At 66.6% G+C, this 23,329-nt stretch carries 19 protein-coding genes, 1 tRNA gene and 1 pseudogene; 13 read left to right on the top strand and 8 right to left on the bottom strand.

The features are described 5' to 3' along the window. Positions 1–50: 50 nt before the first annotated feature. From P5G52_RS06225 to P5G52_RS06240, 4 genes and pseudogenes are all read left to right on the top strand, one after another. Positions 51–1,487, top strand: a complete 1,437-nt coding sequence (locus tag P5G52_RS06225; RefSeq protein ID WP_301225655.1) for an aldehyde dehydrogenase family protein — start codon at positions 51–53, stop codon at positions 1,485–1,487. 153 nt (positions 1,488–1,640) lie between these two features. Continuing rightward, positions 1,641–2,039: pseudogene (paaI, locus tag P5G52_RS06230) on the top strand (hydroxyphenylacetyl-CoA thioesterase PaaI); the annotation flags it as partial. A 131-nt stretch (positions 2,040–2,170) separates the two neighbouring features. Next, a complete protein-coding gene (locus P5G52_RS06235; RefSeq protein ID WP_301225657.1) occupies positions 2,171–3,514 on the top strand; it encodes a phenylacetate--CoA ligase family protein in 1,344 nt (447 codons plus the stop codon). Between the two features lie 105 nt (positions 3,515–3,619). Continuing rightward, positions 3,620–4,237, top strand: coding sequence for a TetR/AcrR family transcriptional regulator (locus P5G52_RS06240; RefSeq protein WP_301225659.1), 618 nt, complete (start codon positions 3,620–3,622; stop codon positions 4,235–4,237). 78 nt (positions 4,238–4,315) lie between these two features. Here P5G52_RS06240 and paaZ read toward each other — a convergent pair whose 3' ends face one another. From paaZ to P5G52_RS06260, 4 genes are read right to left on the bottom strand one after another with little or no spacing between them, the layout of a single operon-like run. Next, positions 4,316–6,406 carry a phenylacetic acid degradation bifunctional protein PaaZ gene (paaZ, locus tag P5G52_RS06245; protein ID WP_301225661.1) on the bottom strand — a complete coding sequence of 697 codons (2,091 nt, stop codon included), beginning with the start codon at positions 6,404–6,406 and terminating at the stop codon, positions 4,316–4,318. A 37-nt stretch (positions 6,407–6,443) separates the two neighbouring features. Continuing rightward, positions 6,444–7,307, bottom strand: coding sequence for a 3-hydroxyacyl-CoA dehydrogenase family protein (locus tag P5G52_RS06250; protein ID WP_301225663.1), 864 nt, complete (start codon positions 7,305–7,307; stop codon positions 6,444–6,446). After that, entirely contained in the window at positions 7,304–8,092 is a 789-nt protein-coding gene (locus P5G52_RS06255; protein WP_301225665.1) for an enoyl-CoA hydratase/isomerase family protein, read from the bottom strand. The genes P5G52_RS06250 and P5G52_RS06255 overlap by 4 nt, the downstream gene beginning before the upstream one ends. After that, entirely contained in the window at positions 8,092–9,300 is a 1,209-nt protein-coding gene (locus P5G52_RS06260; protein ID WP_301225667.1) for a thiolase family protein, read from the bottom strand. The genes P5G52_RS06255 and P5G52_RS06260 overlap by 1 nt, the downstream gene beginning before the upstream one ends. A 310-nt stretch (positions 9,301–9,610) precedes the next feature. Here P5G52_RS06260 and paaA point away from each other — a divergent pair, with 310 nt between their 5' ends. From paaA to P5G52_RS06305, 9 genes are all read left to right on the top strand, one after another. Next, entirely contained in the window at positions 9,611–10,612 is a 1,002-nt protein-coding gene (gene paaA, locus P5G52_RS06265; protein WP_301225669.1) for a 1,2-phenylacetyl-CoA epoxidase subunit PaaA, read from the top strand. Beyond that, complete coding sequence (paaB, locus tag P5G52_RS06270; protein ID WP_301225671.1) at positions 10,609–11,082, top strand: 1,2-phenylacetyl-CoA epoxidase subunit PaaB; 474 nt, start codon at positions 10,609–10,611, stop codon at positions 11,080–11,082. The genes paaA and paaB overlap by 4 nt, the downstream gene beginning before the upstream one ends. Beyond that, a complete protein-coding gene (paaC, locus tag P5G52_RS06275; RefSeq protein WP_301225673.1) occupies positions 11,079–11,975 on the top strand; it encodes a 1,2-phenylacetyl-CoA epoxidase subunit PaaC in 897 nt (298 codons plus the stop codon). Before paaB ends, paaC begins: the two co-directional genes overlap by 4 nt. Further along, positions 11,975–12,526, top strand: a complete 552-nt coding sequence (gene paaD, locus P5G52_RS06280) for a 1,2-phenylacetyl-CoA epoxidase subunit PaaD (protein ID WP_301225675.1) — start codon at positions 11,975–11,977, stop codon at positions 12,524–12,526. The genes paaC and paaD overlap by 1 nt, the downstream gene beginning before the upstream one ends. Positions 12,527–12,535: 9 nt before the next feature. Further along, on the top strand, positions 12,536–13,777 hold the full coding sequence (gene paaE / locus P5G52_RS06285; RefSeq protein ID WP_301225677.1) for a 1,2-phenylacetyl-CoA epoxidase subunit PaaE: 1,242 nt from the start codon (positions 12,536–12,538) through the stop codon (positions 13,775–13,777). Positions 13,778–13,807: 30 nt separating this feature from the next. Continuing rightward, positions 13,808–14,599 (top strand): enoyl-CoA hydratase/isomerase family protein, encoded by a 792-nt coding sequence (locus P5G52_RS06290; protein WP_301225679.1) that lies wholly within the window; start codon positions 13,808–13,810, stop codon positions 14,597–14,599. 172 nt (positions 14,600–14,771) lie between these two features. After that, positions 14,772–16,064, top strand: a complete 1,293-nt coding sequence (gene purD / locus P5G52_RS06295) for a phosphoribosylamine--glycine ligase (protein ID WP_301225681.1) — start codon at positions 14,772–14,774, stop codon at positions 16,062–16,064. Then, positions 16,061–16,960 carry a phosphoribosylaminoimidazolesuccinocarboxamide synthase gene (locus tag P5G52_RS06300; protein WP_301225683.1) on the top strand — a complete coding sequence of 300 codons (900 nt, stop codon included), beginning with the start codon at positions 16,061–16,063 and terminating at the stop codon, positions 16,958–16,960. The genes purD and P5G52_RS06300 overlap by 4 nt, the downstream gene beginning before the upstream one ends. 379 nt (positions 16,961–17,339) lie before the next feature. Next, positions 17,340–18,371 (top strand): SMP-30/gluconolactonase/LRE family protein, encoded by a 1,032-nt coding sequence (locus P5G52_RS06305; protein WP_301225685.1) that lies wholly within the window; start codon positions 17,340–17,342, stop codon positions 18,369–18,371. Between the two features lie 46 nt (positions 18,372–18,417). Here the strand turns inward: P5G52_RS06305 and P5G52_RS06310 are convergent. The 4 genes from P5G52_RS06310 to P5G52_RS06325 form a co-directional block, all read right to left on the bottom strand. Then, positions 18,418–18,494, bottom strand: a tRNA-Pro gene (locus P5G52_RS06310). 99 nt (positions 18,495–18,593) lie between these two features. Further along, on the bottom strand, positions 18,594–20,456 hold the full coding sequence (locus tag P5G52_RS06315) for an ABC transporter ATP-binding protein (RefSeq protein ID WP_301225687.1): 1,863 nt from the start codon (positions 20,454–20,456) through the stop codon (positions 18,594–18,596). After that, positions 20,453–22,276 (bottom strand): ABC transporter ATP-binding protein, encoded by a 1,824-nt coding sequence (locus tag P5G52_RS06320; protein ID WP_301225689.1) that lies wholly within the window; start codon positions 22,274–22,276, stop codon positions 20,453–20,455. The genes P5G52_RS06315 and P5G52_RS06320 overlap by 4 nt, the downstream gene beginning before the upstream one ends. 106 nt (positions 22,277–22,382) lie before the next feature. Then, the gene (locus tag P5G52_RS06325; protein WP_435868647.1) at positions 22,383–23,324 is read right to left on the bottom strand and encodes a metallophosphoesterase; all 942 of its coding nucleotides are present in this window, start codon (positions 23,322–23,324) and stop codon (positions 22,383–22,385) included. Between the last annotated feature and the right edge of the window lie 5 nt (positions 23,325–23,329).

Genomic DNA, 23,329 nt, shown 5'->3' on the forward strand with positions numbered 1-23,329 from the left:
CTTTCCGCCACCGTCGGCCTGAAGGGCCCGCTGAGAACAAAGGACACTCCATGACCACGCAGGCCGAGATTTCCACCGCGTATACGAGCGCCGCCGATCTGCTGGGCGTGATCCAGCCGACTCAGGGCGGACGCCCTATTCATGATCCGGCGACGGGGGAGCTGGTGGGTCGTGCACCGGAACACACTGTGGCAGATCTCGAGGTCGCCATTTCAGCCGCCAAGACCGCACAGCCGGCCTGGGCCGCGAAGACCCACGGGGAACGCTCCGACTATCTTCGCCGGGCCGCTGACGCCATTGACGCCAATGCCGAGGCCTTGGCCGAGCTGCTCTCCCGGGAGCAGGGCAAGCCGCTGAACGGCCCCAACGCCCGATTCGAAGTGGGAGCCTGCGCAGCCTGGCTGCGGCAGACCGCCGCGTTCGACCTCGAGCCGGAGGTCCTCGTCGATGACGAGAGCGGCCGGGTCGAACTGCACTACCGGCCGCTCGGTGTCGTGGGCGCCATCGGCCCGTGGAACTGGCCCATGATGATCAGCGTCTGGCAGCTGGCTCCCTCCCTGCGGATGGGCAACACCGTGGTCATGAAGCCCTCCGGTATGACGCCCCTATCCGTTCTGGCGCTCGTGCATGTCCTCAACCTCGCGCTGCCCGCCGACGTCCTGCAGGTTGTCTCGGGGCGACGTGATGTTGGCGCTGTCCTTGCAAGCCATGCCGACATCGCCAAGATCATGTTCACCGGATCGACGGCCGCCGGCCAGGACATCATCCGTTCATCGGCCGACACCGTGAAAAGGCTGACCCTGGAACTCGGCGGCAATGATGCCGGCATCGTCCTACCCGACGCCGACCCCCGCGCCATCGCCGAGGACCTGTTCTGGGGTGCGTTCATCAACACGGGTCAGACCTGCGCCGCATTGAAGCGGCTCTACGTCCACGAGGACATCTACGAAGACACCGTTCAGGCCCTGGCGGACATCGCGCGTGCCATGCCCATGGGCGTGGGCCTCGACGAGAACAACGTCCTCGGCCCCCTGCAGAACAAGGCGCAGTTCGACATCGTCGCGGACCTCGTCCAGGCGGCCAAGGACTCCAACGCCCGCATCGTGGTGGGCGGGGAACCGGAGAAGGACCAGCCCGGCTACTTCTACCCTGCCACCCTCGTCGCCGACGTCGACAACGACAACCCGCTGGTCACCGAGGAGCAGTTCGGCCCCGCCCTGCCGATCATCAAGTACTCCGACGTGGAACAGGCCATCGAATGGGCGAACGGCCTGGACGTGGGGCTCGGCGCGTCTGTGTGGTCCTCGGACAGGGACAAGGCCCTTGCCGTCGCCGCCCGCATACAGGCGGGATCGGTCTGGATCAACAAGCACGGCACAGTGGACCCGCGCGCACCCTTCGGCGGCGCGAAGAAGTCGGGATACGGACTCGAGTTCGGAGTAGAAGGCCTCAAGCACCTCGGCCAGCCCCAGGTGATCAGCGCCTGAGCTGCAGCACAACACTCCTGCCGGAAGGAGCCCGAACCCGAGGGGTCCGGGCTCCTTGCGGTGTCATGACGTCTCACTGCCCCGGCTGTGGTTGACAGCACAGGCCAGGGATTGTCTACTGAACATTCGGTCACAAATGATGAGGAGACATCGATGTCCCAAGACCATCCCCTCCTTTCCGGAGATCAAGCATCCCGGTGGCTGGGTATCGAGGTGGACCGGATCGGTGAAGGCCATGCGCAGATCCGGATGACGCTGCGCGAGGAGATGCTCAACGGGTTCGGCATGGCCCACGGCGGCATGATCTTCGCTTTCGCCGATACCTGCTTCGCTTTGGCCTGCAATAGCCCCTCCGGAAGCGATGGCACCATTACGGTGGCGGCCGGTGCGGACATCAACTTCATCTCCTCCGCCAGGGAGGGCCAGACCCTCGTCGCCAAGGGCACGGTCCGAGCCCAGGCCGGACGCAGCGGGGTCTATGACATCCAGGTGACAGCTGACGAAGCTCTGGTGGCCGAGTTTCGCGGGCGGAGCCGCACCATCCCCAAGCCCAGACAGAAACCGGCTCTACACCCACGAGCAGACCTCACGCCGAGCCTGAGCCACCCATCACCAGCCCCCGATGCGGCGGTACCGCCCCAGTCCTCCTCCACTTCCGCACAGCACGCCAAGGAAGCCCGACTATGACCACGTGTTCCGTACCTAACCCGTACACCCCCTCCGTTGTCCCTGCTGATCGATTGCAGCCCGACCTCGAGGAGACCATGAGTCGGGACCAGATCGAGTCGCTCCAGTACGATCGGCTCCGGTGGACACTTCACTACGCCTACGAGAACGTTCGGGCATACCAAGAGCTCTTTGATGGGCACGGGGTGCACCCCGGCGACTTCAAGGACCTCGAGGACCTCCGGCTGTTCCCGTACACGGACAAGGAATTCCTGCGCAAGGCCTACCCCTTCACGTCCCTCGCGGTGCCGATGAGCGACGTGCGACGCATCCATGCTTCCTCCGGAACCACCGGTCAGCCGACAGTGGTCGCCTACACGGAGAACGACCTGCAGACCTGGGCCTCGCTCGTGGCCCGCTGCTTTCGGTTCTCGGGGATGCGCCCAGGCGACAAGGTGCACAACGCCTACGGCTACGGGCTGTTCACCGGCGGTCTCGGCGCTCACTACGGCGCTGAACGCCTCGGATGCGCGGTCATCCCCATGTCCGGCGGGCAGACCGAGAAGCAGGTCCAGATGATCCGCGACTTCGAACCCCAGACCATCCTGTCCACGCCGACCTATCTCCTCACAATCGCCGATGGCTTCAGGAAGCTCGGACTGGACCCCCGGAAAACCTCACTCCGGACCGCCGTCCTCGGCGCCGAGCCGTGGACGGAGGAGATGCGGCGCGAGATCGAGAGGACGTTCTCGATCGACGCCTGCGACATCTATGGCCTCTCCGAGGTCATGGGGCCAGGCGTGGCCGGCGAATCAGTGGAGTCCAAGGACGGATCCCACATCTGGGAGGACCACTTCCGGCCCGAGATCATCGACCCCTTCACCGACGAGGTGCAGGAGACGGGCAGGCCGGGTGAACTCGTCTTCACCGCGCTCACCAAGGAAGCGCTCCCCATCATCCGGTACCGCACCCACGACCTCACCCGCCTGCTTCCGGGAACGGAGCGACCCGGCCACCGGCGGATGGGCCGCATCACCGGTCGCTCGGACGACATGATCATCCTGCGCGGAGTCAACCTCTTCCCCTCCCAGATCGAAGAACTCGTCCTGCAGGTCCCCGAGCTGAGCCCTCACTTCACTCTCGAAATCAGCCGCCCGGCCCGCATGGACCAGATGGTGATCATTATCGAGCGACGCGAGGAAGCCCCGGTCGAGGCGGCCGAGATCGGCGGAAAGAAACTCCTCCACGCCATCAAGACGAAGATCGGCTGCTCCGCCACCGTACGTATTGCAGAACCTGACACCCTTGCCCGTTCCTCGGGCAAGCTGCGCCGGGTCTACGACCTGCGGGACAAGGGATGACGGTCGGGGGGCAGCAGCCGGCGGCCTGGACCGGCTCCCCGGCTGCGGAACCCGTCATAGACTCGTAGCTTCAGCTTCGTCCTTCCCGTCGGAACAGAGGTCCTCATGACGAACGCACAGGCGGCCGCGCCGACGGACACTCCGCGTCGGGGCCGGCCGGGCTACGACCGCGAGACGCTGCTGCGCGTGTGCGTGGATGTCTTCAACCTTCACGGCTACGACGCCACCTCGATGGGTACCCTGTCCGGGCACCTCGGGATCTCCAAGTCGGCCATCTACCACCACGTCGAGTCGAAGGAGGAGATCCTCGAGCAAGCCCTGAACCGAGCCCTCGACGCGCTCGAGGAGGTCATCGCCTCCGAGGACAGCGCTGCCGTGTCGGACCTGGAGCGACTCGAGCACGTGGTGCGGCGCACCGTCTTCGTACTCGTCGAGCAAATGCCCTACGTGACCCTCCTGCTGCGGCTGCGGGGCAACTCGGACGTCGAACTCCGGGCGCTCAAGCGTCGGCGTTCGATCACCGGTCAGGTCGCGGGGTTCATCGAACGGGCACAGCAGGAAGGCTCGCTGCGGACCGACCTCAGCAGCCGGTCGGCCGCCCGCCTGCTGCTGGGCATGATCAACTCGATCGTCGACTGGTACAAGCCCGAGGCCGGCAAGTCCACGGGTGAGCTGGCTGACACCGTCGTCGCTCTCGCCTTCTCCGGGTTGCGCGCTCCGTAGAACTGGACGCTCGACTACCCGCGCGGCCGCATGGCAAGGGCCCCGGCTCGATGACCGGGGCCCTGCCATGCGGGCTGATCAGGCGGGAGGCCAGGTTTTCGCGACCAGGGTCAGCACGTCGTAGGTCGCCACGATCTCATCATTCTGGTTGTGCAGGATTGCGTCCCAGCAGACCTCGCCGTATTCATCCGTTACTCGGGGCGTGATCTGCTTGGCCGTCAAGGTCACCCGGATGGCGTCGTCGTAGGTAACGGGCGTTATGAACCTCAGGTTCTCCAGCCCGTAGTTGGCCAGGACAGGTCCCGGCGCGGGGTCGACGAACAGTCCTGCCGCCCAGGAGACGAGAAGGTAGCCGTGCGCGACCCTGCGGGGGAAGAAGGGGTTGGCGGTAGCAGCTTCCTCGTCGGTATGCGCATAGAAGGTGTCGCCGGTCTTCCCGGCGAAGTCGCCGATGTCCTCGAGGGTCACAGTGCGAAGCTCGGACGCGAACTGGTCGCCGATGCGCAGATCCTCCAGTGATTTCCGGAAGGGATGGACACCCGTACCGTTCTCCACACTCTCGCGGGTCACGGTCTCCGCCGCGGCGCCGCGGTGCCAGACCCCGGTGATGGCCGTGAGGATGTCCGGCGGCCCCTGGATCGCGGTGCGTTGCATGTAGTGCTTGACGCCGCGGACGCCTCCGAGTTCCTCGCCCCCGCCTGCACGACCTGGCCCGCCGTGGATGAGGTGCGGCATGGGGGAGCCGTGACCGGTCGAGGTCTTGGCATCCTGACGGTTCAGGTAGTGGAGGCGACCATGGTGGGCACTGATGCCGGCGGCGAAGCGGGCAGCGGTGGGACCATCGTTGGTGCAGACAGTGGCTACGAGTGAGCCGCCACCGAGGGCTGCCAAGCGTACGGCGTCCTCGATGTCGGTGTAACCGATGACGCTGGTGACGGGACCGAATGCTTCGACGAAATGCACCTCCGGCGTGAGCGGGTCATCGAAGGACAGGATGGTGACGGGGAAGAAAGCCCCTGCTGAGGCATCGGCATCACCCGTCGAGGCATCCGGGCCTCCGAGCCGGACGGTGCCCCCGGCTCCCACCAGTCGCTCAACGGCCTTGCGCACTTCGGATTGCTGTTCCTTGGACGCAAGGGCGCCCATCGTAACGCCCTCGGCGCGGGGGTCGCCGATCACCACCCGCTGCTGCACCCGTTCCGCAACAGCCGAGACGACGTCCTCGACCCGGTCCTGCGGCACGATGACACGACGGATGGCGGTGCATTTCTGGCCGGCCTTCGAGGTGATCTCGACGAAGACGGCTTTGACGAAAGCATCGAATTCCGGGGTGTCAGGCGTGGCATCCGGACCGAGGATGGCGGCGTTCAGCGAGTCCGTCTCTGCGGTGAACCGGATTCCACCGTTGATCACCTTGTCGTGGTTCCGTAGCGTCTGCGCGGTTCCGGCGGATCCGGTGAACGCGACATGGTCGCGGTAGTCCAGGTGATCGAGCAGGTCCCGGGCAGATCCGGAGATCAACTGAAGCGAGCCTTCGGGCAGGATGCCGGAGTCGACCATCAGCCGTACGCAGGCCTCGGTGACGTAACCCGTGGGAGTCGCCGGCTTCACGATGGTTGGCATGCCCGCGAGGAAGGACGGGGCGAACTTTTCGAGGAAACCCCAGACAGGGAAGTTGAAGGCATTGATCTGCACGGCGACGCCCGGCATCCGCGAGTACAGGTGTTCGCCGAGGAACGAGCCGTCCTTTGACAGTTGCTCGACGGTGCCGTCCACGATGACGTTGGCGTTGGGAAGTTCGCGGCGCCCCTTCGAGGAGAAGGTGAACAGTGTGCCGATTCCGCCGTCCACGTCGAAGAAGTGGTCCTTCAGCGTGCCTCCGGTGAGATAGGAGACGTCGTAAAGGGCCTGCTTGTGCTCCGTGAGGTACTGGGCGATTTCCTTGAGCTTGAGCGCCCGTTCATGGATGGTGTACTCGCCGAGGGAGGTCTGGCCAACCGTGCGCCCGAACTCGATGGCCGCGGAGATATCAAGACCATCGGTCGAGACTCGTGCCACTGTCTCACCGGTGGAGGCATCCATGACCTCGGCAACGTTCTGCGGGTTTTCCGGCGTCCACCACTGGCCCTGGATGTAACTGGGGAGGATGGTCTGTGTCTGCGTTGCCACGGAAGTCCTTTCACTGCGATGTCGGGGGAAGGTAGATCTAGTCGTCGTAGGTGAAGAAACCCTTGCCGGTTTTCCGGCCCAGCTCTCCTCGTTCGACCATGTCCCGCATCAGCTGCGGGGGTTCGAACCGAGGGCCCAGGGTGGAGGCCAGATACTCCGCGATTCCCAGTCGCACATCGAGGCCGACGATGTCGGTGAGGGCGAGAGGTCCTACCGGAAATCTGTAACCCAGCACCATCGCGTTGTCGATGTCGGTTGGTGAGGCGACGCCTTCCTCCACCATGCGGATAGCTTCGACGGCGATGGCGACGCCCAGTCGCGACGAGGCAAAGCCGGGGGCATCATGAACCACGACCGGAGTCTTCCCCAGGTCCTGGACCCACCGCACGGAGAGGTTCTCGAGTTCAGGCGCGGTGTGCTTGGAGATGACGACCTCGACGAGCTTCGACGCCGGTACCGGGTTGAAGAAGTGCAGACCGCAGAACCGTTCGGGTCGGGCCAACTGCTCGGCCAATCCGTCCACGGACAGGGAGGAGGTGTTCGTGGCGAGCCAGGCGGTCGGGGAGAGGTGACGTTCCACTTCCTGCAGCGCGGCGACTTTCAGATCCCAGGACTCGGGGACGGCCTCGACGACGAGTCCGGCCGGCGCGAAGTCGGCATGGTCGAGGGAGACGGTGAGCCGGCCCGCGAGCTCCTCGAAAGTGCTGTCGACGGTGCCGCGTTCCACGGAGGCGGCGAGGTCGCGCTCGATCCGTTCGCGGGCGATTGTGGCCGCTTCGTCGTCGCGTTCCACCACCGTGACCGTCGATCCGGCGATGAGGAGGGCGTGCGCGATGCCTCCTCCCATCCGGCCTCCGCCGAGGACGCCCGTGACGGCCGGGATGGTCTGTGCGTGGCTCATTCGTGCTCCTGGTGCGGCGGGTTCTTCCGGTCGAGAAAGGCCTGCATGCGGTCGAACTTCGCCTGGGACTCGAAAAGCACGGCCTGGGCGAGCTCATCGATGTGCGGGTGGGCCGAGCGGGGCGCGGCGAAGACGCGTTTGGAGATCCGCACGGCGAGTGGGTCCTGCCTCGCGATGCGGTCGGCCAACGCGTGGGCGGCTGCTGGCAGATCGTCGGGGGCGTGCAGTTCGGTGACCAGATGCAGGGCGAGGGCTTCCTCGGCATCGAGGATCCGACCCGCGAACAGGATGTCCAGCGCGACGGGCTCGCCGACGAGCTCCTTGAGCCGCCACAAGCCACCTGCGGCAGCAATGATCCCCAGCCCGGTTTCGGGCTGCCCGAGCTTGAGTTGGTGAGTGGCGATGCGGAAGTCGGCTGCGTAGGCAAGTTCCGCGCCCCCACCCAGAGCGAAGCCGTCGATCGCGGCGATCACGGGCAGAGGTAGCTTGTGGATCCGGTCGAAGATCTGCGAATTGATCCCAGTCAAGGCGTCGTCACGACGTCGGTCACGCAGCTGGGAAATGTCCGCCCCCGAGGCGAAGATGCCTTTGCCATCGACCCTCGTGCCGGAAATGATCAGAATTTTTGGGACGCGCTCCAGGTAGCCGCACACTGTGTGCAGTTCCTCGACCATGATGGTGTCGATGGCATTACGGACGTCAGGGCGGTCGAGGGTGACGTGGAGGCGGTCCTGCTGCTCCTCGACCCGCAGGGCGGTGAACTCTTCGAAGAGCAGCTGGTCCATCAGAGCCCTTCCACGAGAAGGGCAGTGCCCTGGCCGACGCCCACGCACATGGTCGCCAGCCCCCGCGCAGCTCCTTCACGCTCCATCCGTCCGAGCAGTGTGACCACCAGGCGTGAACCTGACGAGCCCAGAGGGTGTCCCAGCGCGATGGCCCCGCCGTACCTGTTGACCACGGAAGGGTCCAGCCCCAGGCGTCGAATGCTGGCGAGGGACTGCGTCGCGAAGGCCTCGTTCAGCTCGACGGCACCGAGGTCCGCGACCCTCCAGCCCGTGCGTTCGAGTACCTTCTGCGTGGCCGGAACAGGTCCGAGGCCCATGATGTGCGGTGGAACGCCGGCGGAGGCGCCGTCGACGATCCGCGCCCGCGGGGTCAGCCCGTATTTCTCCACGGCGGCTTCGGATGCGACGAGGATCGCGGAGGCTCCGTCGTTGAGGGAGGAAGAGTTCCCGGCAGTGACGACGGTACCGTGCGTCACAACCGGGCGCAGCCCGGCCAGGGCCTCCATCGTCGTACCAGGGCGCGGGCCCTCGTCGGTATCGACGACGGTCTCGGTTCCCTTCCGGCCCTTGACCGTCACTGGAATGATCTCCCGGTCGAAGGAGCCGGCCTTGATGGCCGCGATCGCCTTGTCATGGGATGCCACGGCGAACGCGTCGGCGTCCTCCCGCGAGATGCCGTCGAGCCGGGCAACCTCCTCGGCGGTCTCGGGCATCGAGAGCGTCATCTTGTCGATCTTCTTGAAGGCGGGATTCGTGAACCGCCAGCCGATGGAGGTGTCGAAGACTTCTCCAGGCTTCGCATAGGCGGTGGTCGGTTTCTCCATGACCCAGGGGGCGCGAGACATCGACTCCACGCCGCCGGCGACGACAAGATCCGCCGCTCCGGCTTTCACCATGTGGGAGGCCATCGTGATCGCACTCAACCCGGAGGCACACAGCCTGTTGACGGTGATGCCGGGCACGGTGTCCCCGAAGCCGGCCAGCAGCCACGCCATGCGCGCGACGTTGCGGTTCTCCTCACCGGCGCCGTTGGCGTTGCCCAGGATGACTTCGTCGACGTCGTGCGGATCGATTCCGGCGTCGGTCACCACCTGCCTGACCACCAGGGCGGCCAGGTCGTCAGGGCGCACGCTCGCCAGCGATCCACCGTAACGCCCGACGGGAGTGCGCCTGCCGCCGACCAGGAAGGCTTGGGGAAGGAAAGACATGAGTTAGCTCCTGTCACGACCGCAAGGTGGATCGTCGCACACTGTTAGTTACCGACCGTTCGTTCACCAAAGAATCCCACGCGTTACTGGGCGCGTCAATATGCATCCTCTCGTCCCGGGGGCCAGCGCCGCACTCGATGCTATCGACGGGGAGGGGCTGAAGGGGGCAGGGCCTGTCGGCCTTCCCTCGCGGCTCGACCTCCACTGGCGCAATCCTTCCGAAGCGTTGACGCCACGGTGACTGATGCATATCCTGAACGAACGATCGGTAAACAATCTCTGTACTCGTCGGCCTCGACCAGGAGCAACCATGGCAATGCAGAACGTGCAGTCAGTGCCCGCCGAGCTATCCCCGGAGGCACTGGAGTCCGCAGCTCAACTGGTAGCGGAAGCCCAGGCTGACTTCGACCGCGTCATGGCCGAGGACTCGCGCGTCGAGCCGCGGGACTGGATGCCGGAGGCCTACCGGAAGACGTTGCTGCGCCAGATCTCCCAGCACGCCCACTCCGAAATCATTGGGATGCAGCCTGAGGCCAACTGGATTTCCCGCGCCCCCAGCCTGAAGCGCAAGGCCATCCTCATGGCGAAAGTTCAGGACGAAGCCGGCCACGGGCTGTACCTGTACTCGGCCGCGGAAACCCTGGGGCAGACCAGGGACAAGATGATGGCCGATCTCATCGCCGGCAAGGCCCGCTACTCCTCGATCTTCAACTACCCCGCGCTGACCTGGGCGGACATGGGTGCCATCGGCTGGCTGGTGGACGGTGCAGCTATCTGCAACCAGGTTCCGCTCTGCCGCGCCTCGTATGGTCCCTACGGTCGCGCGATGGTGCGCGTGTGCAAGGAGGAATCGTTCCACCAGCGCCAGGGTTTCGAGATCCTCCTGGAGCTCGCCAACGGAACGCCGGAGCAGAAGGCCATGGCCCAGGACGCTGTAGACCGCTGGTACGCCCCGTCCCTGATGATGTTCGGCCCGCCGGACGATGATTCACCCAACTCCAAGCAGTCCATGGCCTGGAACATCAAGCGCTTCAGCAACGATGAGCTGCGTAGCCGCTTCGTAGGCATGATGGTGGAGCAGGTCAAGGTCCTGGGCCTCACACTGCCGGACGACCAGATCCGTTTCAACGAGGACGCCAAGAAGTGGGAGCACAGCCCACTGGACTGGAACGAGTTCCAGGAAGTACTCGCCGGCCGAGGCCCCTGTAACGCGCAGCGCCTGGAACGCCGCAGGCAGGCACACGATGACGGCGCGTGGGTGCGGGAAGCAGCTTCTGCTTACGCCGCGAAGCAGAAGGAACAGGCAGCATGAGCCCGCATGGCAATCCGGACGTTCCCGCCAGCGGCGCCAGTGACGTGATCCGGGGGGCCCGGCACGTTCCCGCCGGTCCTCCGACCGTGGAAGCGGCTGACGCCCAGGCGCAGGCCGCGTCCACCACGCCCAGGGATCAGGCAAGCAGCCCGACGGTGAGCAACGAGCCGGTAGGTCGTTCGGCAGAACATACCGCTTGGGGGCTGTGGGAGGTTTTCGTCCGGTCCAATCGAGGGTTGAGCCACGTCCACGCCGGTTCGCTGCATGCCCCGGATGCAGCCATGGCCCTGCGCAATGCGCGGGACCTCTACACCCGCCGCAATGAAGGCGTGTCTGTCTGGGTTGTTCCTTCGGAGGCGATCACCTCCAGCGACCCCGGCTCCAAGGGGGCATTCTTCGAGTCCCCGCAGGGCAAGGATTACCGGCACGCCACGTATTACACCAAGAGCGAAGGGGTAAAGCACCTGTGAGCAGCCCCGACTCCATCACCGGCCACGGCGATATCTCCACCGGTGTAGCCGGTGGAGACTCGAATGCCTCCGCCACCCGCATCACGCCCGGCAACGCCCTCCGCCCGGAGGACATCGCTCTCGAGGTCCGCACCGGCCTGAGCAAGCCCACCGGAGATGTAGCCGAGTACGCGCTACGCCTGGGCGACGATGCCTTGATCCTGGCTCAGCGGCTCGGTCACTGGATTTCGCGTGCCCCGGAACTGGAGGAAGACGTCGCCCTTGGCAATATCGCCCTCGATCAGTTGGGCCATGCCCGAAGCTTCCTGAGTTACGCCGGAGGTGCATGGGGGAAGTCCGAGGATGACCTCGCCTACTTCCGTCGGGAGCACGAGTTCCGTTCTGCCCATCTCTTCGAGCAGCCCAACGGCGACTTCGCTGTGACCATCGCCCGCCAATTCCTGGTGAGCTACTACCAGTACGAGCTCTACCGCCGCCTCACCGAATCCACCGACTCGACGCTGGCAGCGATTGCCGCGAAGGCTGTGAAGGAAGTGGACTACCACCGGGACCACAGCGCCCAGTGGATCCTGCGCCTGGCCGGCGGCACCGATGAATCCCGACGCCGAATGATTCACGGCCTACGGCTCATGTGGCCGTACGTGAATGAGATCTTCGACGACGACGAGTTGGTCATCCGACTGGCACAGTCAGGTATCGCCGTCGCGCCATCCAGTGTCCGCGACGACTTCGACCAGCTCACCGGGCAGATCCTCGCCGAAGCGCAGCTCGAGGTGCCCAATGTGCCCGCAGCACCTGGTGGCGGTCGCCGCGGCCGACACTCCGAACACCTGGGCTACATCCTCGCCGAAATGCAGGTACTGGCGCGCGAGCATCCTGGGGCGAGCTGGTGATGCCCAGGGACATCGGTACGTCCGATGCCGGAACCCATGCGACCGCAGTGGGGCGAAGCCCTGATCACCAGAAGGTGTGGGCCATCGCCTCCACGGTCTGTGATCCCGAGATCCCCGTGCTCACGATTGCGGATCTGGGCATCCTGCGCCGCGTCGAAGTGACGGAGGACCAGAACGTACTCGTCACCATCACGCCTACGTACTCCGGTTGCCCCGCCATGGATGCCATCCGTGACGACCTGAAAACAGCGTTCGCCAAGGAGGGCTACCCCTCGACGGAGGTGGAGCTCGTCCTTGCTCCGGCGTGGACCACGGATTGGATGACCGAAACGGGCAAGGCCAAGTTGCAGGAATACGGCATTGCCCCGCCCTCGGGAAGAGCGGCGGCCGGAGGACACTCCGGCCTTGTCAGGCTGAGTCTGGCCGTCAAATGCCCCCAGTGCTCCTCGCTCAACACCAGGGAACTCACCCGCTTCGGTTCCACCTCCTGCAAAGCGCTCTACGTGTGCCAGGTCTGCAAGGAACCGTTCGATTATTTCAAAGTGCTGTAAGGAAGCCTCATGCCTGCTGTCCGCCAGACTGCCGCCGAATCGGCGCAGGCCCCCGGCCGTCGTCGCCCGTCCTTCCACACCCTCGCCGTGCGTGACGTGCGCCGACTCACCGAGGACGCCATCGAGATCACCTTCGACGTCCCTGCCGGACTTGCCGGTCACTTCGACTACCTGCCCGGACAGTACGTGGCATTGCGTACTGAACTGCCGGACGAGAACGGCACACCGCGCGAAGTACGCCGAAGCTACTCGATCTGCGCGGAGCCGCGCAGTTTTGCCGATGGCAGCAGTGAGATCCGGGTGGCCGTGAAGAAGGACCTCGGCGGGCTCTTCTCCACCTGGGCGAACGCCGAGTTGAAAGCAGGGGACACCCTGGACGTCATGAGTCCCATGGGTGCATTCGTCTCCAGGTACGGCCGAGACGGCACGGCCATGGACCAGAACCGTATGAACTCCCTGAATCATCCGGAGGAATTGGCGGGGGATGTCGCCGCCAATGGAGAAGCGAGTTTCGTCGCCATCGCCGCCGGATCCGGGATCACCCCCGTGATCGCCATCGCCCGCACGCTGCTGGCCGCGAATCCGAAAACCCGGTTCGACCTCATCTACGCCAACAAGGCTGCTATGGACGTGATGTTCCTCGAGGAGCTTGCGGACCTCAAGGACAAGTACCCGCAGCGGCTGGCAATCCATCATGTCCTTTCCCGCGAGCAGCGGATTGCGCCGCTACTGAGCGGAAGGATCGACGCCGAGAAGCTGCAGCAGCTCCTCGGCACGGCCATCCGCGCGGACGACGTGGATGAATGGTTCCTTTGCGGGCCGTTCGAGCTGGTGCAGCTGTGCCGGGACACTCTCGCCGAACGCGGCGTCAAGCCGGAGAACATCCGCTTCGAGCTGTTCAGTTCTGGCAAGCCCGACCGTCCGGAGGGCAACGCCGGCCGACCCGTGGTGGTGGACGAGGCGCAGGAGACGTACAAGATCACGTTCAAGCTCGACGGACTGCAGGGGGATGTCACCAGCCCCATCCATGCCCGGGAGTCCCTTCTCAACGCGGCCCTGCGCGTCCGTCCCGACGTGCCCTTCGCGTGTGCCGGGGGAGTATGCGGTACCTGCCGTGCCAAGGTGGTCACCGGCAGCGTCACTATGGACGAGAACTACGCCCTCGAACAGGATGAGCTGGACAAAGGGTACGTGCTCACGTGCCAGTCGCATCCCACCAGCAAGGAAGTCAGCGTCGATTTCGACGTCTGAGTCTCACCGACATTTCTGACAGGAACCGCCATGATCTCGCTGTCCATCAATAACGGCGTTGCCGAGGTAGTGCTGGGCGCGCCTCACAAGCTGAACTCACTCGATGAGCATGCGCTGTCGGATCTTTCCGTGGCCTACGACGACGCCGCCGTCGCTGCAGCCCGCGGTGAGGTGAGAGCGCTGCTCCTGAGGGGAGAAGGACGGGCTTTCTGTGCGGGCCGGGACATCTCAGGTGTCAGCCCGGACAGTGACGATGCGGCTGCCTATCTGGGGGGACTGGTACAGCCACTGCTCAAGAAGATGAGTGCTTTCCCGGCGCCTACTTTCGCGGCCGCCCAGGGTGCCTGTCTGGGCGTCGGACTGGGGCTGCTGTTGGCCACGGACGTCGTGTACGTAGCGGAAAACGCCAAGTTCGGCTCGCCGTTCGCCAAACTGGGAGCCACGTTGGATTCCGGTGGGCACTGGTACTTCACCGAGCGGCTGGGCATGCACCGAACGTTGGACCTGATTTACACCGCTGAGCTGATGAGCGGCACGGAGGCCGTGGCGAAGGGGCTGTTCAGCCGCGCCATGCCAGCTGATGAGCTTTTGCAGACCACGCGCGCAATTGTGGCCAAGGTGGCAGTGGGTGCTACCGGCGCCTTCACCGCCAGCAAGGAGCTGGTGGCTCACATCCGTGACCAACGCTTGGGACTGTGGGAGTCCATGGCAGAGGAAAACACGGAGCAGGCAAGACTGTGCACAACGTCCGACTATGCCGAGGGATTCCAGGCTTTTCAGGACAAGCGCGAACCAGTTTTCGTAGGCAATCGGCCCTCCTGACGGGTGCCTATGCTCCGACGTGTCAGGACTGTGCAAGCACCGCGGTGAGGTCCTCCCATTCGCTGCCCGGAGGGCATCCGCCGGCCAGGGGATGTGTCACCACCGCCACGGACGGCGTAACAGGGGATGGGCGCTGTGTGCGCCGGAACCCTCTCCAGTACGCTGTCCTACTGTGAAGGTTCTTGTGCTGGGCCCCGGAGGCCGCGAACATGCCATCGTCCGGGCCTTGCTGGCCGACCCGCACGTGCGGGAGGTGCACGCAGCCCCCGGCAACGCCGGGATCGCCGAGGACGTCCCGACCCACGACGTCGACGCCAACGACCCCGCCGTCGTGACCGGACTGGCCCGCCGGCTCGGTTCCAACCTCGTGATCATCGGCCCCGAGGCCCCGCTCGCCGCCGGCGTCGCCGATGCACTGCTGGAGGCGGGCATCCCCGTCTTCGGTCCCACGAAGGCCGCGGCCCAGCTCGAGGCGTCCAAGGCGTTCGCGAAGCAGGTCATGGCCGCTGCCGGCGTACCCACCGCGATGGCCCGAGTGGCCGCGACGGACGAGGAAGCGAACGAGGCGCTGTGCACCTTCGGCGCCCCCTATGTCGTGAAGGACGACGGGCTGGCCGCCGGCAAGGGCGTCGTCGTCACCGACGACCTCGAGGCGGCGCGTGCGCATGCATCGGCGTGCTTCGAGGCAGGCGGCAGCGTGGTCATCGAGGAATACCTCGACGGACCCGAGGTCTCGCTGTTCGTCCTCTCCGACGGCAGCACCGTGGTCCCGCTCGCGCCGGCCCAGGACTTCAAGCGCATCTCCGACGGCGACCAGGGCCCCAACACCGGGGGCATGGGCGCCTACTCACCACTGGAATGGGTTCCCGCAGGTCTCGTCGACGAGGTCATCGCCCGTGTCGCGCAGCCCGTGATCGACGAGATGGCCCTCCGCGGCACACCCTTCGCCGGTGTCCTCTACATCGGCCTCGCCCTCACCTCGCGGGGCATGCGGGTGATCGAATTCAACGCACGGTTCGGTGACCCCGAGACCCAGGCGGTGCTCGCCCGACTGACGACACCGCTCGGGGGAGTGCTGCTCGCTGCCGCGAAGGGCACCCTCGACCAGGTGGACCAGCTCAACTGGTCGCCGAAGACGGCTGTCGCCGTCGTGCTCGCATCGGAGAACTACCCCGATGCTCCCGCGACCGGGCGCCGCATCCGCGGGCTCAAGAAGGCCGCGAAGGTCGACGGCGCGCACGTGCTGCATGCCGGCACGGCGCTCCGCGACGGCAAGGTGGTCAGCGCCGGCGGCCGCGTGCTTGCCGTCGTCGGCCTGGGGGACTCCCTCGAGGACGCGCGGTCCACCGCCTACGGGAGCCTGGAGCTGATCGAGCTCGAGGGCGGCCAGTACCGGACGGACATCGCGCTCAAGGCCTCCCGCTCGGAAGTCACGGTCACCGGGCCGGCGGCGGCTCCGGCATGAGCACCTTCGCCCCCGCCCACCCCGAACTGCCCGGCTGGCGGCACGTCTACTCCGGCAAGGTCCGCGACCTGTACGAACCGGAGGACGGGCGCGACGACGTCGTCCTCGTCGTCGCGAGCGACCGCATCAGCGCGTACGACCACGTCCTGGCCACGGAGATCCCCGACAAGGGGCGCGTGCTGACCCAGCTCAGCCTCTGGTGGTTCGAGCGGCTCACCGGCATCCCCAACCACGTGATCGCCGCCGACGTGGCCGGCGGGGTACCCGCTGCCGTCGAGGGCCGGGCCATGATCTGCCGGAATCTCGTCATGTACCCGATCGAGTGCATCGCCCGCGGCTACCTCACCGGGAGCGGGCTGGTCGAGTACCGGGAGTCGCAGACGGTGTGCTCCCTGCCGCTGCCCGCCGGGCTGGTGGACGGTTCGCGCCTCCAGCCGGCCCTGTTCACGCCGTCGGCCAAGGCCGAGGTGGGCGAGCACGACGAGAACATCACCTATGACGCCGTCGTCATGACCGTGGGCGACGATGCCGCAGCGCAGCTGCGTTCGCTCACGCTCGACATCTACTCGAGGGCCGAGGCCATCGCCCGGGAGCGCGGCATCATCCTCGCGGACACCAAGGTGGAGTTCGGCCTCGACCCCCTCACCGGCCGCATCACGCTCGGCGACGAGGTGCTGACACCCGACTCCTCGCGGTTCTGGGACGCCGCCCTCTACGCACCCGGACAGGCGCAGCCCTCCTTCGACAAGCAGTTCGTGCGCGACTGGCTCACGTCCGACGCCTCGGGCTGGGATCGGCACTCCGAACCGCCGGCCCTGCCGCACGACGTCATCGAGCGCACGCGTGCCCGCTACATCGAGGCGTACGAGCGGCTGACCGGGCGCACCTTCACCTGAGGCACCGGTCCACGAACATCTCCGGTGCCCGGAGGTCCTCCCGCTCGGGATGGCCCCTACCCGTCGTCGTTCCCGCGTCCTGCGGCAGGACTCCCGGTCTCATGGCGTGTCGACCTCCGGCACGCCGTCCCGCGCCTACCACGAGCGGCGGTCGGCTACCCACGATCGGCTCCACGCGGTCCATCTGCCGGGCACGGGGACCATCTGCGTGATCAAGGCGTTATGCTTCGGTCCTGCCCTTCCCGGCAGGTCCGGCGGCCTTCCCGGCCGCAGTTCACGATGATCGTCTGTTCACCGGCGAGATCCAACGCCTATTTCGACACAGCGCAGTGCGGAACCTTCGGTTAGGGCCGTTCGCGCCGAACCATCGAGGAGCACAGTGAATACCATCCATCAGACCACGCCTGCCGCCCCCCGCCCGGGCACCCGCCGGGCCGCCGCCACCCTCGCAGCCGTCACAATGACAGTGCTCCTGCTGCCTGCGACCGGCGCGGTCGCGGCCCCGCCGTCGGCCTGCCCGGAAGTGTCCCACCAAAAAACCTCCGACGACTCGCAGAAGCAGGGAGCGGTCATCCAGCTCCCCGGCGCGTCGGGTGCGGAGGGCATCGCCGCGGGCAGGGGCAACACGTTCTATGCCGGTGATCTCGGCGACGGCGACATCTACCGCGGGGATATCCGCCGCGGCACGGCCGAAGTCTTCATCGACGCCCCCGAGGGCCGGGCGGCCGTCGGCCTGAAGGCGGACGTCCGCAACGACCTGCTGTTCGTCGCGGGCGGCGCCACGGTCGACGCTACGGGCGGCGCCACGGGCCACGCCTACGTCTACGACACCCGCACCGGTGCTCCGGTGGCGGACATCCAGCTCACCACCGGTGACGCGTTCATCAACGACGTCACACTCACGCGGGACGGCGCGTACTTCACCAACTCGCAGCGCGCCGAGCTGTACTTCATCCCGGTGGGACGCAAGGGAGCGCTCGGCGAACCGCGCACGATCGCGTTGTCCGGCCCGGCGGCACAGTTGACGGGTGATTTCAACCTCAACGGCATCACGTCCGTCGACCGCGGCAGGACGCTGATCGTGGCGCACTCGACCAACGAGGCCCTCTACACGGTGGACCCGGCGACCGGAGCCAGCGCGCTCATCGAGACGGACGCACTGCCGAACGTCGACGGCATCCTCGCCAAGGGCGACACCCTCTACGCCGTCCAGAACAGGTGCAACGTGGTCAGCCGGATCGACCTCTCGAAGGATCTCTCCACGGGTGAGGTCGAGGACGTCATCGGGAGCGATGCGTTCAACGTCCCCACCACGGTGGCCCTCTTCGGCAACACCCTGGCGCTCGCCAACGCGAAGTTCGGCGTTCCCGATCCCGAGGGCTACGAAGTGGTGACGGTCTCCGCCCGCTGATCAGGGCAAGACGAAGGCCCGCCGGCGTCTGCCGGCGGGCCTTCTCTGGTCGGGGTGACAGGATTTGAACCTGCGGCCTCGTCGTCCCGAACGACGCGCGCTACCAAGCTGCGCCACACCCCGTTGTCGCCCCGGAAGGAGTGAACCTCCCGAACAGCAACTGTCCAAGAATAGCCGAGGATGAGCGGCGAGGAAAACCGGACCCGCCGAGCGCACGCCGAATCAGACGAGCGAGTCCTTCCACGCCGCGTGCAGGGTGGCGAAACGGCCCGTTCCGCCGATCAGCTCCGCCGGCGTTCCATCCTCCACCACCTGGCCGTCGTGCACCACGAGGACGCGGTCGGCAATGGCCACCGTGGAGAGGCGGTGCGCGATGATCAGCGCCGTCCGGTTGCCGAGGAGCTTCTGCAGGCCCTCCTGTACCAGCCGCTCGCTCGGGATGTCGAGCGACGAGGTCGCCTCGTCGAGGATGAGGACGGCCGGGTCGGCGAGGAATGCCCGGGCGAAGCTGATGAGCTGCCGCTGCCCCGCGGACACGCGACCGCCGCGCTTGTTGACGTCCGTGTCGAAGCCCTCGGGAAGCTCGAGGATGAAACTCTCCGCGCCCACGGCACGGGCCGCCGCCACGATCTCCTCCCGGCTGGCCTCGGGCCTGCCCAGGGCGATGTTGTCCGCCACGGATCCGCTGAAGAGGAACGCCTCCTGCGTGACCATCACGACGGCGCGCCGCAGGTCCGCCGGCGCGAGGTCCCGGAGGTCCACGCCGTCGAGCGTCAGGACGCCCTCCGACACGTCGTAGAAGCGGGCGATCAGCTTGGCGATGGTGGACTTGCCGGCTCCCGTCTGGCCCACCAGGGCGACGGTCTGCCCGGCGGAGATGGACAGGTTCAGGGTGGGCAGCACCACCGGCCCGTCCCCGTAACGGAAACCGACGTCGGAGAACTCGATGGTTCCGCGTGGCTGGGGCAGGGGCACGGGGTTCTTCGGCGGCCGGACGGTGGGCACCTCCTCCAGCAGCCCGGAGACCTTCTCCAGGGCCGCGGAGGCGGACTGGAACGAGTTGTAGAACATGGCCATCTGGTCCACGGGCTGGAAGAAGCGCTTGCTGTAGAGAAGCAGGGCGAGGAGCGCGCCGACCTCGAGGGTTCCGCCGAGCACCCGGAACCCGCCGAACACCAGCACGACGGCGACGGTGACGTTGCCGATCAGTACGAGCCCGGGCTGGAAGACACCGTTGAGGTTGATGGAGCGGATAGTGACCCTGCGGTAGTCCTCCGCCAGTTCGTCGTACCGGCGTGCATTGACCGCCTCCCGGCGGAACGCCTTCACGGCGCGGATGCCGGTCATCGTCTCGATGAAGTGGACGATCAGCTTGGCCGACACCACGCGGGATTCGCGGTAGGCGATCTGCGAGTGCTTCTGGTACCAGCGGGCCAGGAAGAACATGGGGATCGCCGCCGCCAGGATCAGGAAGCCCGTCCGCCAGTCGAGAGCGAAGATCGTCACGGCGGTGAAGAGCATGAAGATGACGCCCGAGGCGAGGGAGCTGACACCGGAATCGAGCAGCTCCCGCAGCGCATCGAGGTCCGAGGTCTGCCGGGAGATGATGCGCCCGGACGTGTATTTCTCGTGGAACTCGAGGCTCAGCCGCTGTGTGTGGCGGAAGACCCGTACCCGGAGGTCCAGCAGCATGGCCTGACTGAGCTGGGCCGTCGCACGCACGTAGCCCGCGGTCAGGACCGAGGCGAGTACCGCCGCCAGGAGGTAGGTGCCGCCGGCCGCCCACAGGAGGAACGGATCGCCCGCGATCAGGGCGGGCAGGGCGTGGTCGATACCGAAAGCGATGACGGCCGGCCCTGCCACGCGGGCTGCCTGGGAGATGACGACCAGGAGGATGGTCCACAGGAACTGCCTGCGGTTCGGCCGGATGAGCGAGCCCAGCAGCCGGAAGGACCTCGAGCGCACGGATTTGCTCTGCGCCCGATCGAGCAGGACGTCGTCCTCGTTGAGGACGCCGGAGGAGGTCGCTCCCCGTGGGTCCCCGTTGTCCCTGGGGACGCCACCGGGTGCTGCTGTGCGGCTCATGCGAGGGCCTCCTCGTCGTCGTGCTCCGGCCGGGCCGCGCGTCCCAGCTGCGCGATCTCCTCGTCATCGAGGCTGGCGATGACGTAGCGGTAGTGGTCGTTGCGGGCCAGCAGCTCGGAGTGCGAGCCGACGTCGGCGATGCGCCCGTCCTGCAGGAGCGCCACGCGGTCGGCCAGGGCGACGGTGGATGGCCGATGCGCCACGATCAGCGTTGTCGTCGACCTCAGGACCGCGCGCAGCCCCTCCTCGACGCGTTCCTCGGTCGCGACGTCGAGCGCCGAGAGCGGGTCGTCGAGTACGAGCACCGTGGGGTGCGCGGCGATGGCCCGCGCCAGCGCGATCCGCTGGCGCTGGCCGCCGGACAGGCTCAGGCCCTCCTCGCCGATGAGGGTGTCGAGCCCCTCCGGCAGGGCGAAGGCGAACTGTGCCTGCGCCACCTCCAGCGCCTCGGCGAGGACCCTCTCGGCCTCCGGGCCGGTCGCATCCGAACCCATCAGGACGTTGTCCCGCACGGAGCTCGAGAAGAGGGTCGTGTCCTCGAAGGCGACCGCCACGAGCGTCCGCAGCTCCTGGAGGCTGAACTCCCGCAGATCCACGCCGTCGATCATGATGCTTCCACCGGTGACGTCGTACAGCCGCGGGACGAGCTGGAGGAGCGTGCTCTTACCGCATCCCGTGACTCCGACCAGGGCCATGGTCTCGCCGGCCCGCAGGTGCAGGTCGATGCCGTCGAGGACGTCGCCGGCGTCGTCCTGCGCATCGGGATAGCGGAAGTGGACGGACTCGAACAGGACGTCCCCGCGGGGTTCGGCGAGGTGGGCGGGCTCGACGGGATCCGTGATCGTGTTCTCGGAGTCCATGACCTCGTAGTGGCGGTCGATGGCCGTCTTCGCCGTGAAGGTCATGGCGAGCAGCGGGCCGATGAATTCGACCGGCCCCGCAACGGCTGCGGCGGTTGCGAAGAAGGCGACGAGCGCCCCGATGGACACGGTCCCGTCCGCGGCCAGCATGACGCCGACGACGAGGGACGCGGCCAGCGCGAGTTCGGGCAGCAGAGTGACGGTCATCGAGAAATTGGCGAGCGACTTCGCCTTGAAGATCTCGGTGCGGCGCAGTTCCTCCGCCTGCTCCTCGAAGTCCTCCAGTGCCTCGCGGCTGCGCCCGAAGGCCTTCAGGACCCGGATGCCATGGACCGATTCCTCGACCGTGGTGGCGAGGTCGCCGGCCTGGTCCTGGCTCTTCCGGGAGACCCGGCTGTAGGACCTGCGGAAGCGGTAGCCGTAGACCATGAGGGGCACTGCGGCCGCGAGGAAGATCAGGGCGAGCACCCAGCTGGTCAGGAACATGACGGTCACGCCCATGACCACGGTCAGGGAGGTGACCACCAGCATGATGAGCCCGAACGCCATCCAGCGGCGCATCAGGTTCAGGTCGCTCATGGCGCGGGAGAGGAGCTGGCCGCTACCCCAGCGGTCGTGGAACTCGATCGTCAGATCCTGCAGGTGCCGGTAGAAGGAGGTGCGCATGCTCGTCTCCACCGCTGTGGCCGGCGTGATGACGAATTGCCGCCGCAGCGCGACGAAGGTCGCCTCGAGGACTCCCAGCAGGAGGACGACGCCGGACGCGATCCACACGGTGCGTGCGGATCCTCCCTCCGCCAGGGCGTCATTGATCAGGACACGCAGCACCTGGGGGATGGCGAGAGCCATGACACTCGCTCCGAGGGCGCAGAGCAGTCCGAGAAGCAGGCGCGGGATGATCGGCCGGACATGCGGGTACAGCCGTCCGAGCGATTGCCACAGTGTGTTCTGGTTCGTCATGCCAACTCTTCGGTGATCGATGGTCGTTGGTGTCCCCTAGCAACCATGCTAGGGCAGGGCAGCTGTTCCACCGATCGCGGTCCGTGAACCCGCAGGGAGATGCTGGCTAGCGGGAACTCCGGGGAGTGAGCGTCAGGAGCACTGCTTCCGGCCGGCAGGCGAACCGGACCGGCGCGAAACGCGAGGTTCCGATGCCGGCGGAGACGTTGAGCGGTACGGTGCGGCCGTTGGAGTCCCACTGGGTCAATCCGCGGGCACGCCAGGTCGGCAGGTCGCAGTTGCTGACGAGCGCTCCGTAGCCCGGGATGCACACCTGGCCGCCGTGCGTGTGGCCGGCGAGCATCAGGTCCGCTCCGCCGTCGGTGAAGTAGTCGAGGACGCGCTGGTAGGGTGCGTGCGCGACGGCGATCCGGATGTGCGGAGCGTCGGCCGAGGTGCTGCTCCCGGGAGGGTAGGGAGCGTACCGGTCGCGGCCGAGGTGCGGATCATCGACTCCCGTGAAGTCGATGCGCATGTTCCGGAAGCCGATGGACTGTGCCCTGTTGGTCAGGTCGACCCAGCCGGCGGCGCCGAAGGCGCTGAACAGGTCCGCCCAGGGCAGGTCCTGGGGGCCCTTCGGGGTGATCGACGGCCCTGCGAAGTACCGCAGCGGATTCTTGAACACCGGAGCGTAGTAGTCGTTCGATCCCGGCACGAAGACACCCGGAATCCTCAGCAGCGGCTCGAGTGCCTCGAGCAGCGGACCGACGGCTTTCTTGGAGCTGAGGTTGTCGCCCGTGTTGACCACCAGGTCGGGCTTCAGGCTCGCCAGGCTGGAGAGCCAGTCAGCCTTTGACTTCTGTCCGGGAACCATGTGGATGTCCGACAGGTGGAGGACCCGCAGGGGAGCGGCGCCCTGCGGGAGGATCGGAACCGTCTCCTCCCGCAGCTGGTACAGCGTGCGCTCGACCGCCGAGGCGTAGGCGAGGGTTGCGGCTGCGGTGGTCAGGGTGAGCCCTGCCGCCCAGCCGAGCGGTGCCCCGCTCCGGGTTGTCTGAGTCGATTTCACGCTAG

This window comes from Arthrobacter burdickii (assembly GCF_030433645.1).
GTDB lineage: Bacteria > Actinomycetota > Actinomycetes > Actinomycetales > Micrococcaceae > Arthrobacter_D > Arthrobacter_D burdickii.

Coding starts and splice junctions, on each gene's coding strand:
- paaD (WP_301225675.1), top strand. CDS start 11,975: ATGCCCAGGGACATCGGTACGTCCGATGCCGGAACCCATGCGACCGCA.
- P5G52_RS06300 (WP_301225683.1), top strand. CDS start 16,061: ATGAGCACCTTCGCCCCCGCCCACCCCGAACTGCCCGGCTGGCGGCAC.
- P5G52_RS06255 (WP_301225665.1), bottom strand. CDS start 8,092: ATGGACCAGCTGCTCTTCGAAGAGTTCACCGCCCTGCGGGTCGAGGAG.
- P5G52_RS06225 (WP_301225655.1), top strand. CDS start 51: ATGACCACGCAGGCCGAGATTTCCACCGCGTATACGAGCGCCGCCGAT.
- P5G52_RS06315 (WP_301225687.1), bottom strand. CDS start 20,456: ATGAGCCGCACAGCAGCACCCGGTGGCGTCCCCAGGGACAACGGGGAC.
- P5G52_RS06235 (WP_301225657.1), top strand. CDS start 2,171: ATGACCACGTGTTCCGTACCTAACCCGTACACCCCCTCCGTTGTCCCT.
- P5G52_RS06240 (WP_301225659.1), top strand. CDS start 3,620: ATGACGAACGCACAGGCGGCCGCGCCGACGGACACTCCGCGTCGGGGC.
- paaB (WP_301225671.1), top strand. CDS start 10,609: ATGAGCCCGCATGGCAATCCGGACGTTCCCGCCAGCGGCGCCAGTGAC.
- P5G52_RS06290 (WP_301225679.1), top strand. CDS start 13,808: ATGATCTCGCTGTCCATCAATAACGGCGTTGCCGAGGTAGTGCTGGGC.
- paaA (WP_301225669.1), top strand. CDS start 9,611: ATGGCAATGCAGAACGTGCAGTCAGTGCCCGCCGAGCTATCCCCGGAG.
- paaE (WP_301225677.1), top strand. CDS start 12,536: ATGCCTGCTGTCCGCCAGACTGCCGCCGAATCGGCGCAGGCCCCCGGC.
- P5G52_RS06320 (WP_301225689.1), bottom strand. CDS start 22,276: ATGACGAACCAGAACACACTGTGGCAATCGCTCGGACGGCTGTACCCG.
- P5G52_RS06260 (WP_301225667.1), bottom strand. CDS start 9,300: ATGTCTTTCCTTCCCCAAGCCTTCCTGGTCGGCGGCAGGCGCACTCCC.
- P5G52_RS06250 (WP_301225663.1), bottom strand. CDS start 7,307: ATGAGCCACGCACAGACCATCCCGGCCGTCACGGGCGTCCTCGGCGGA.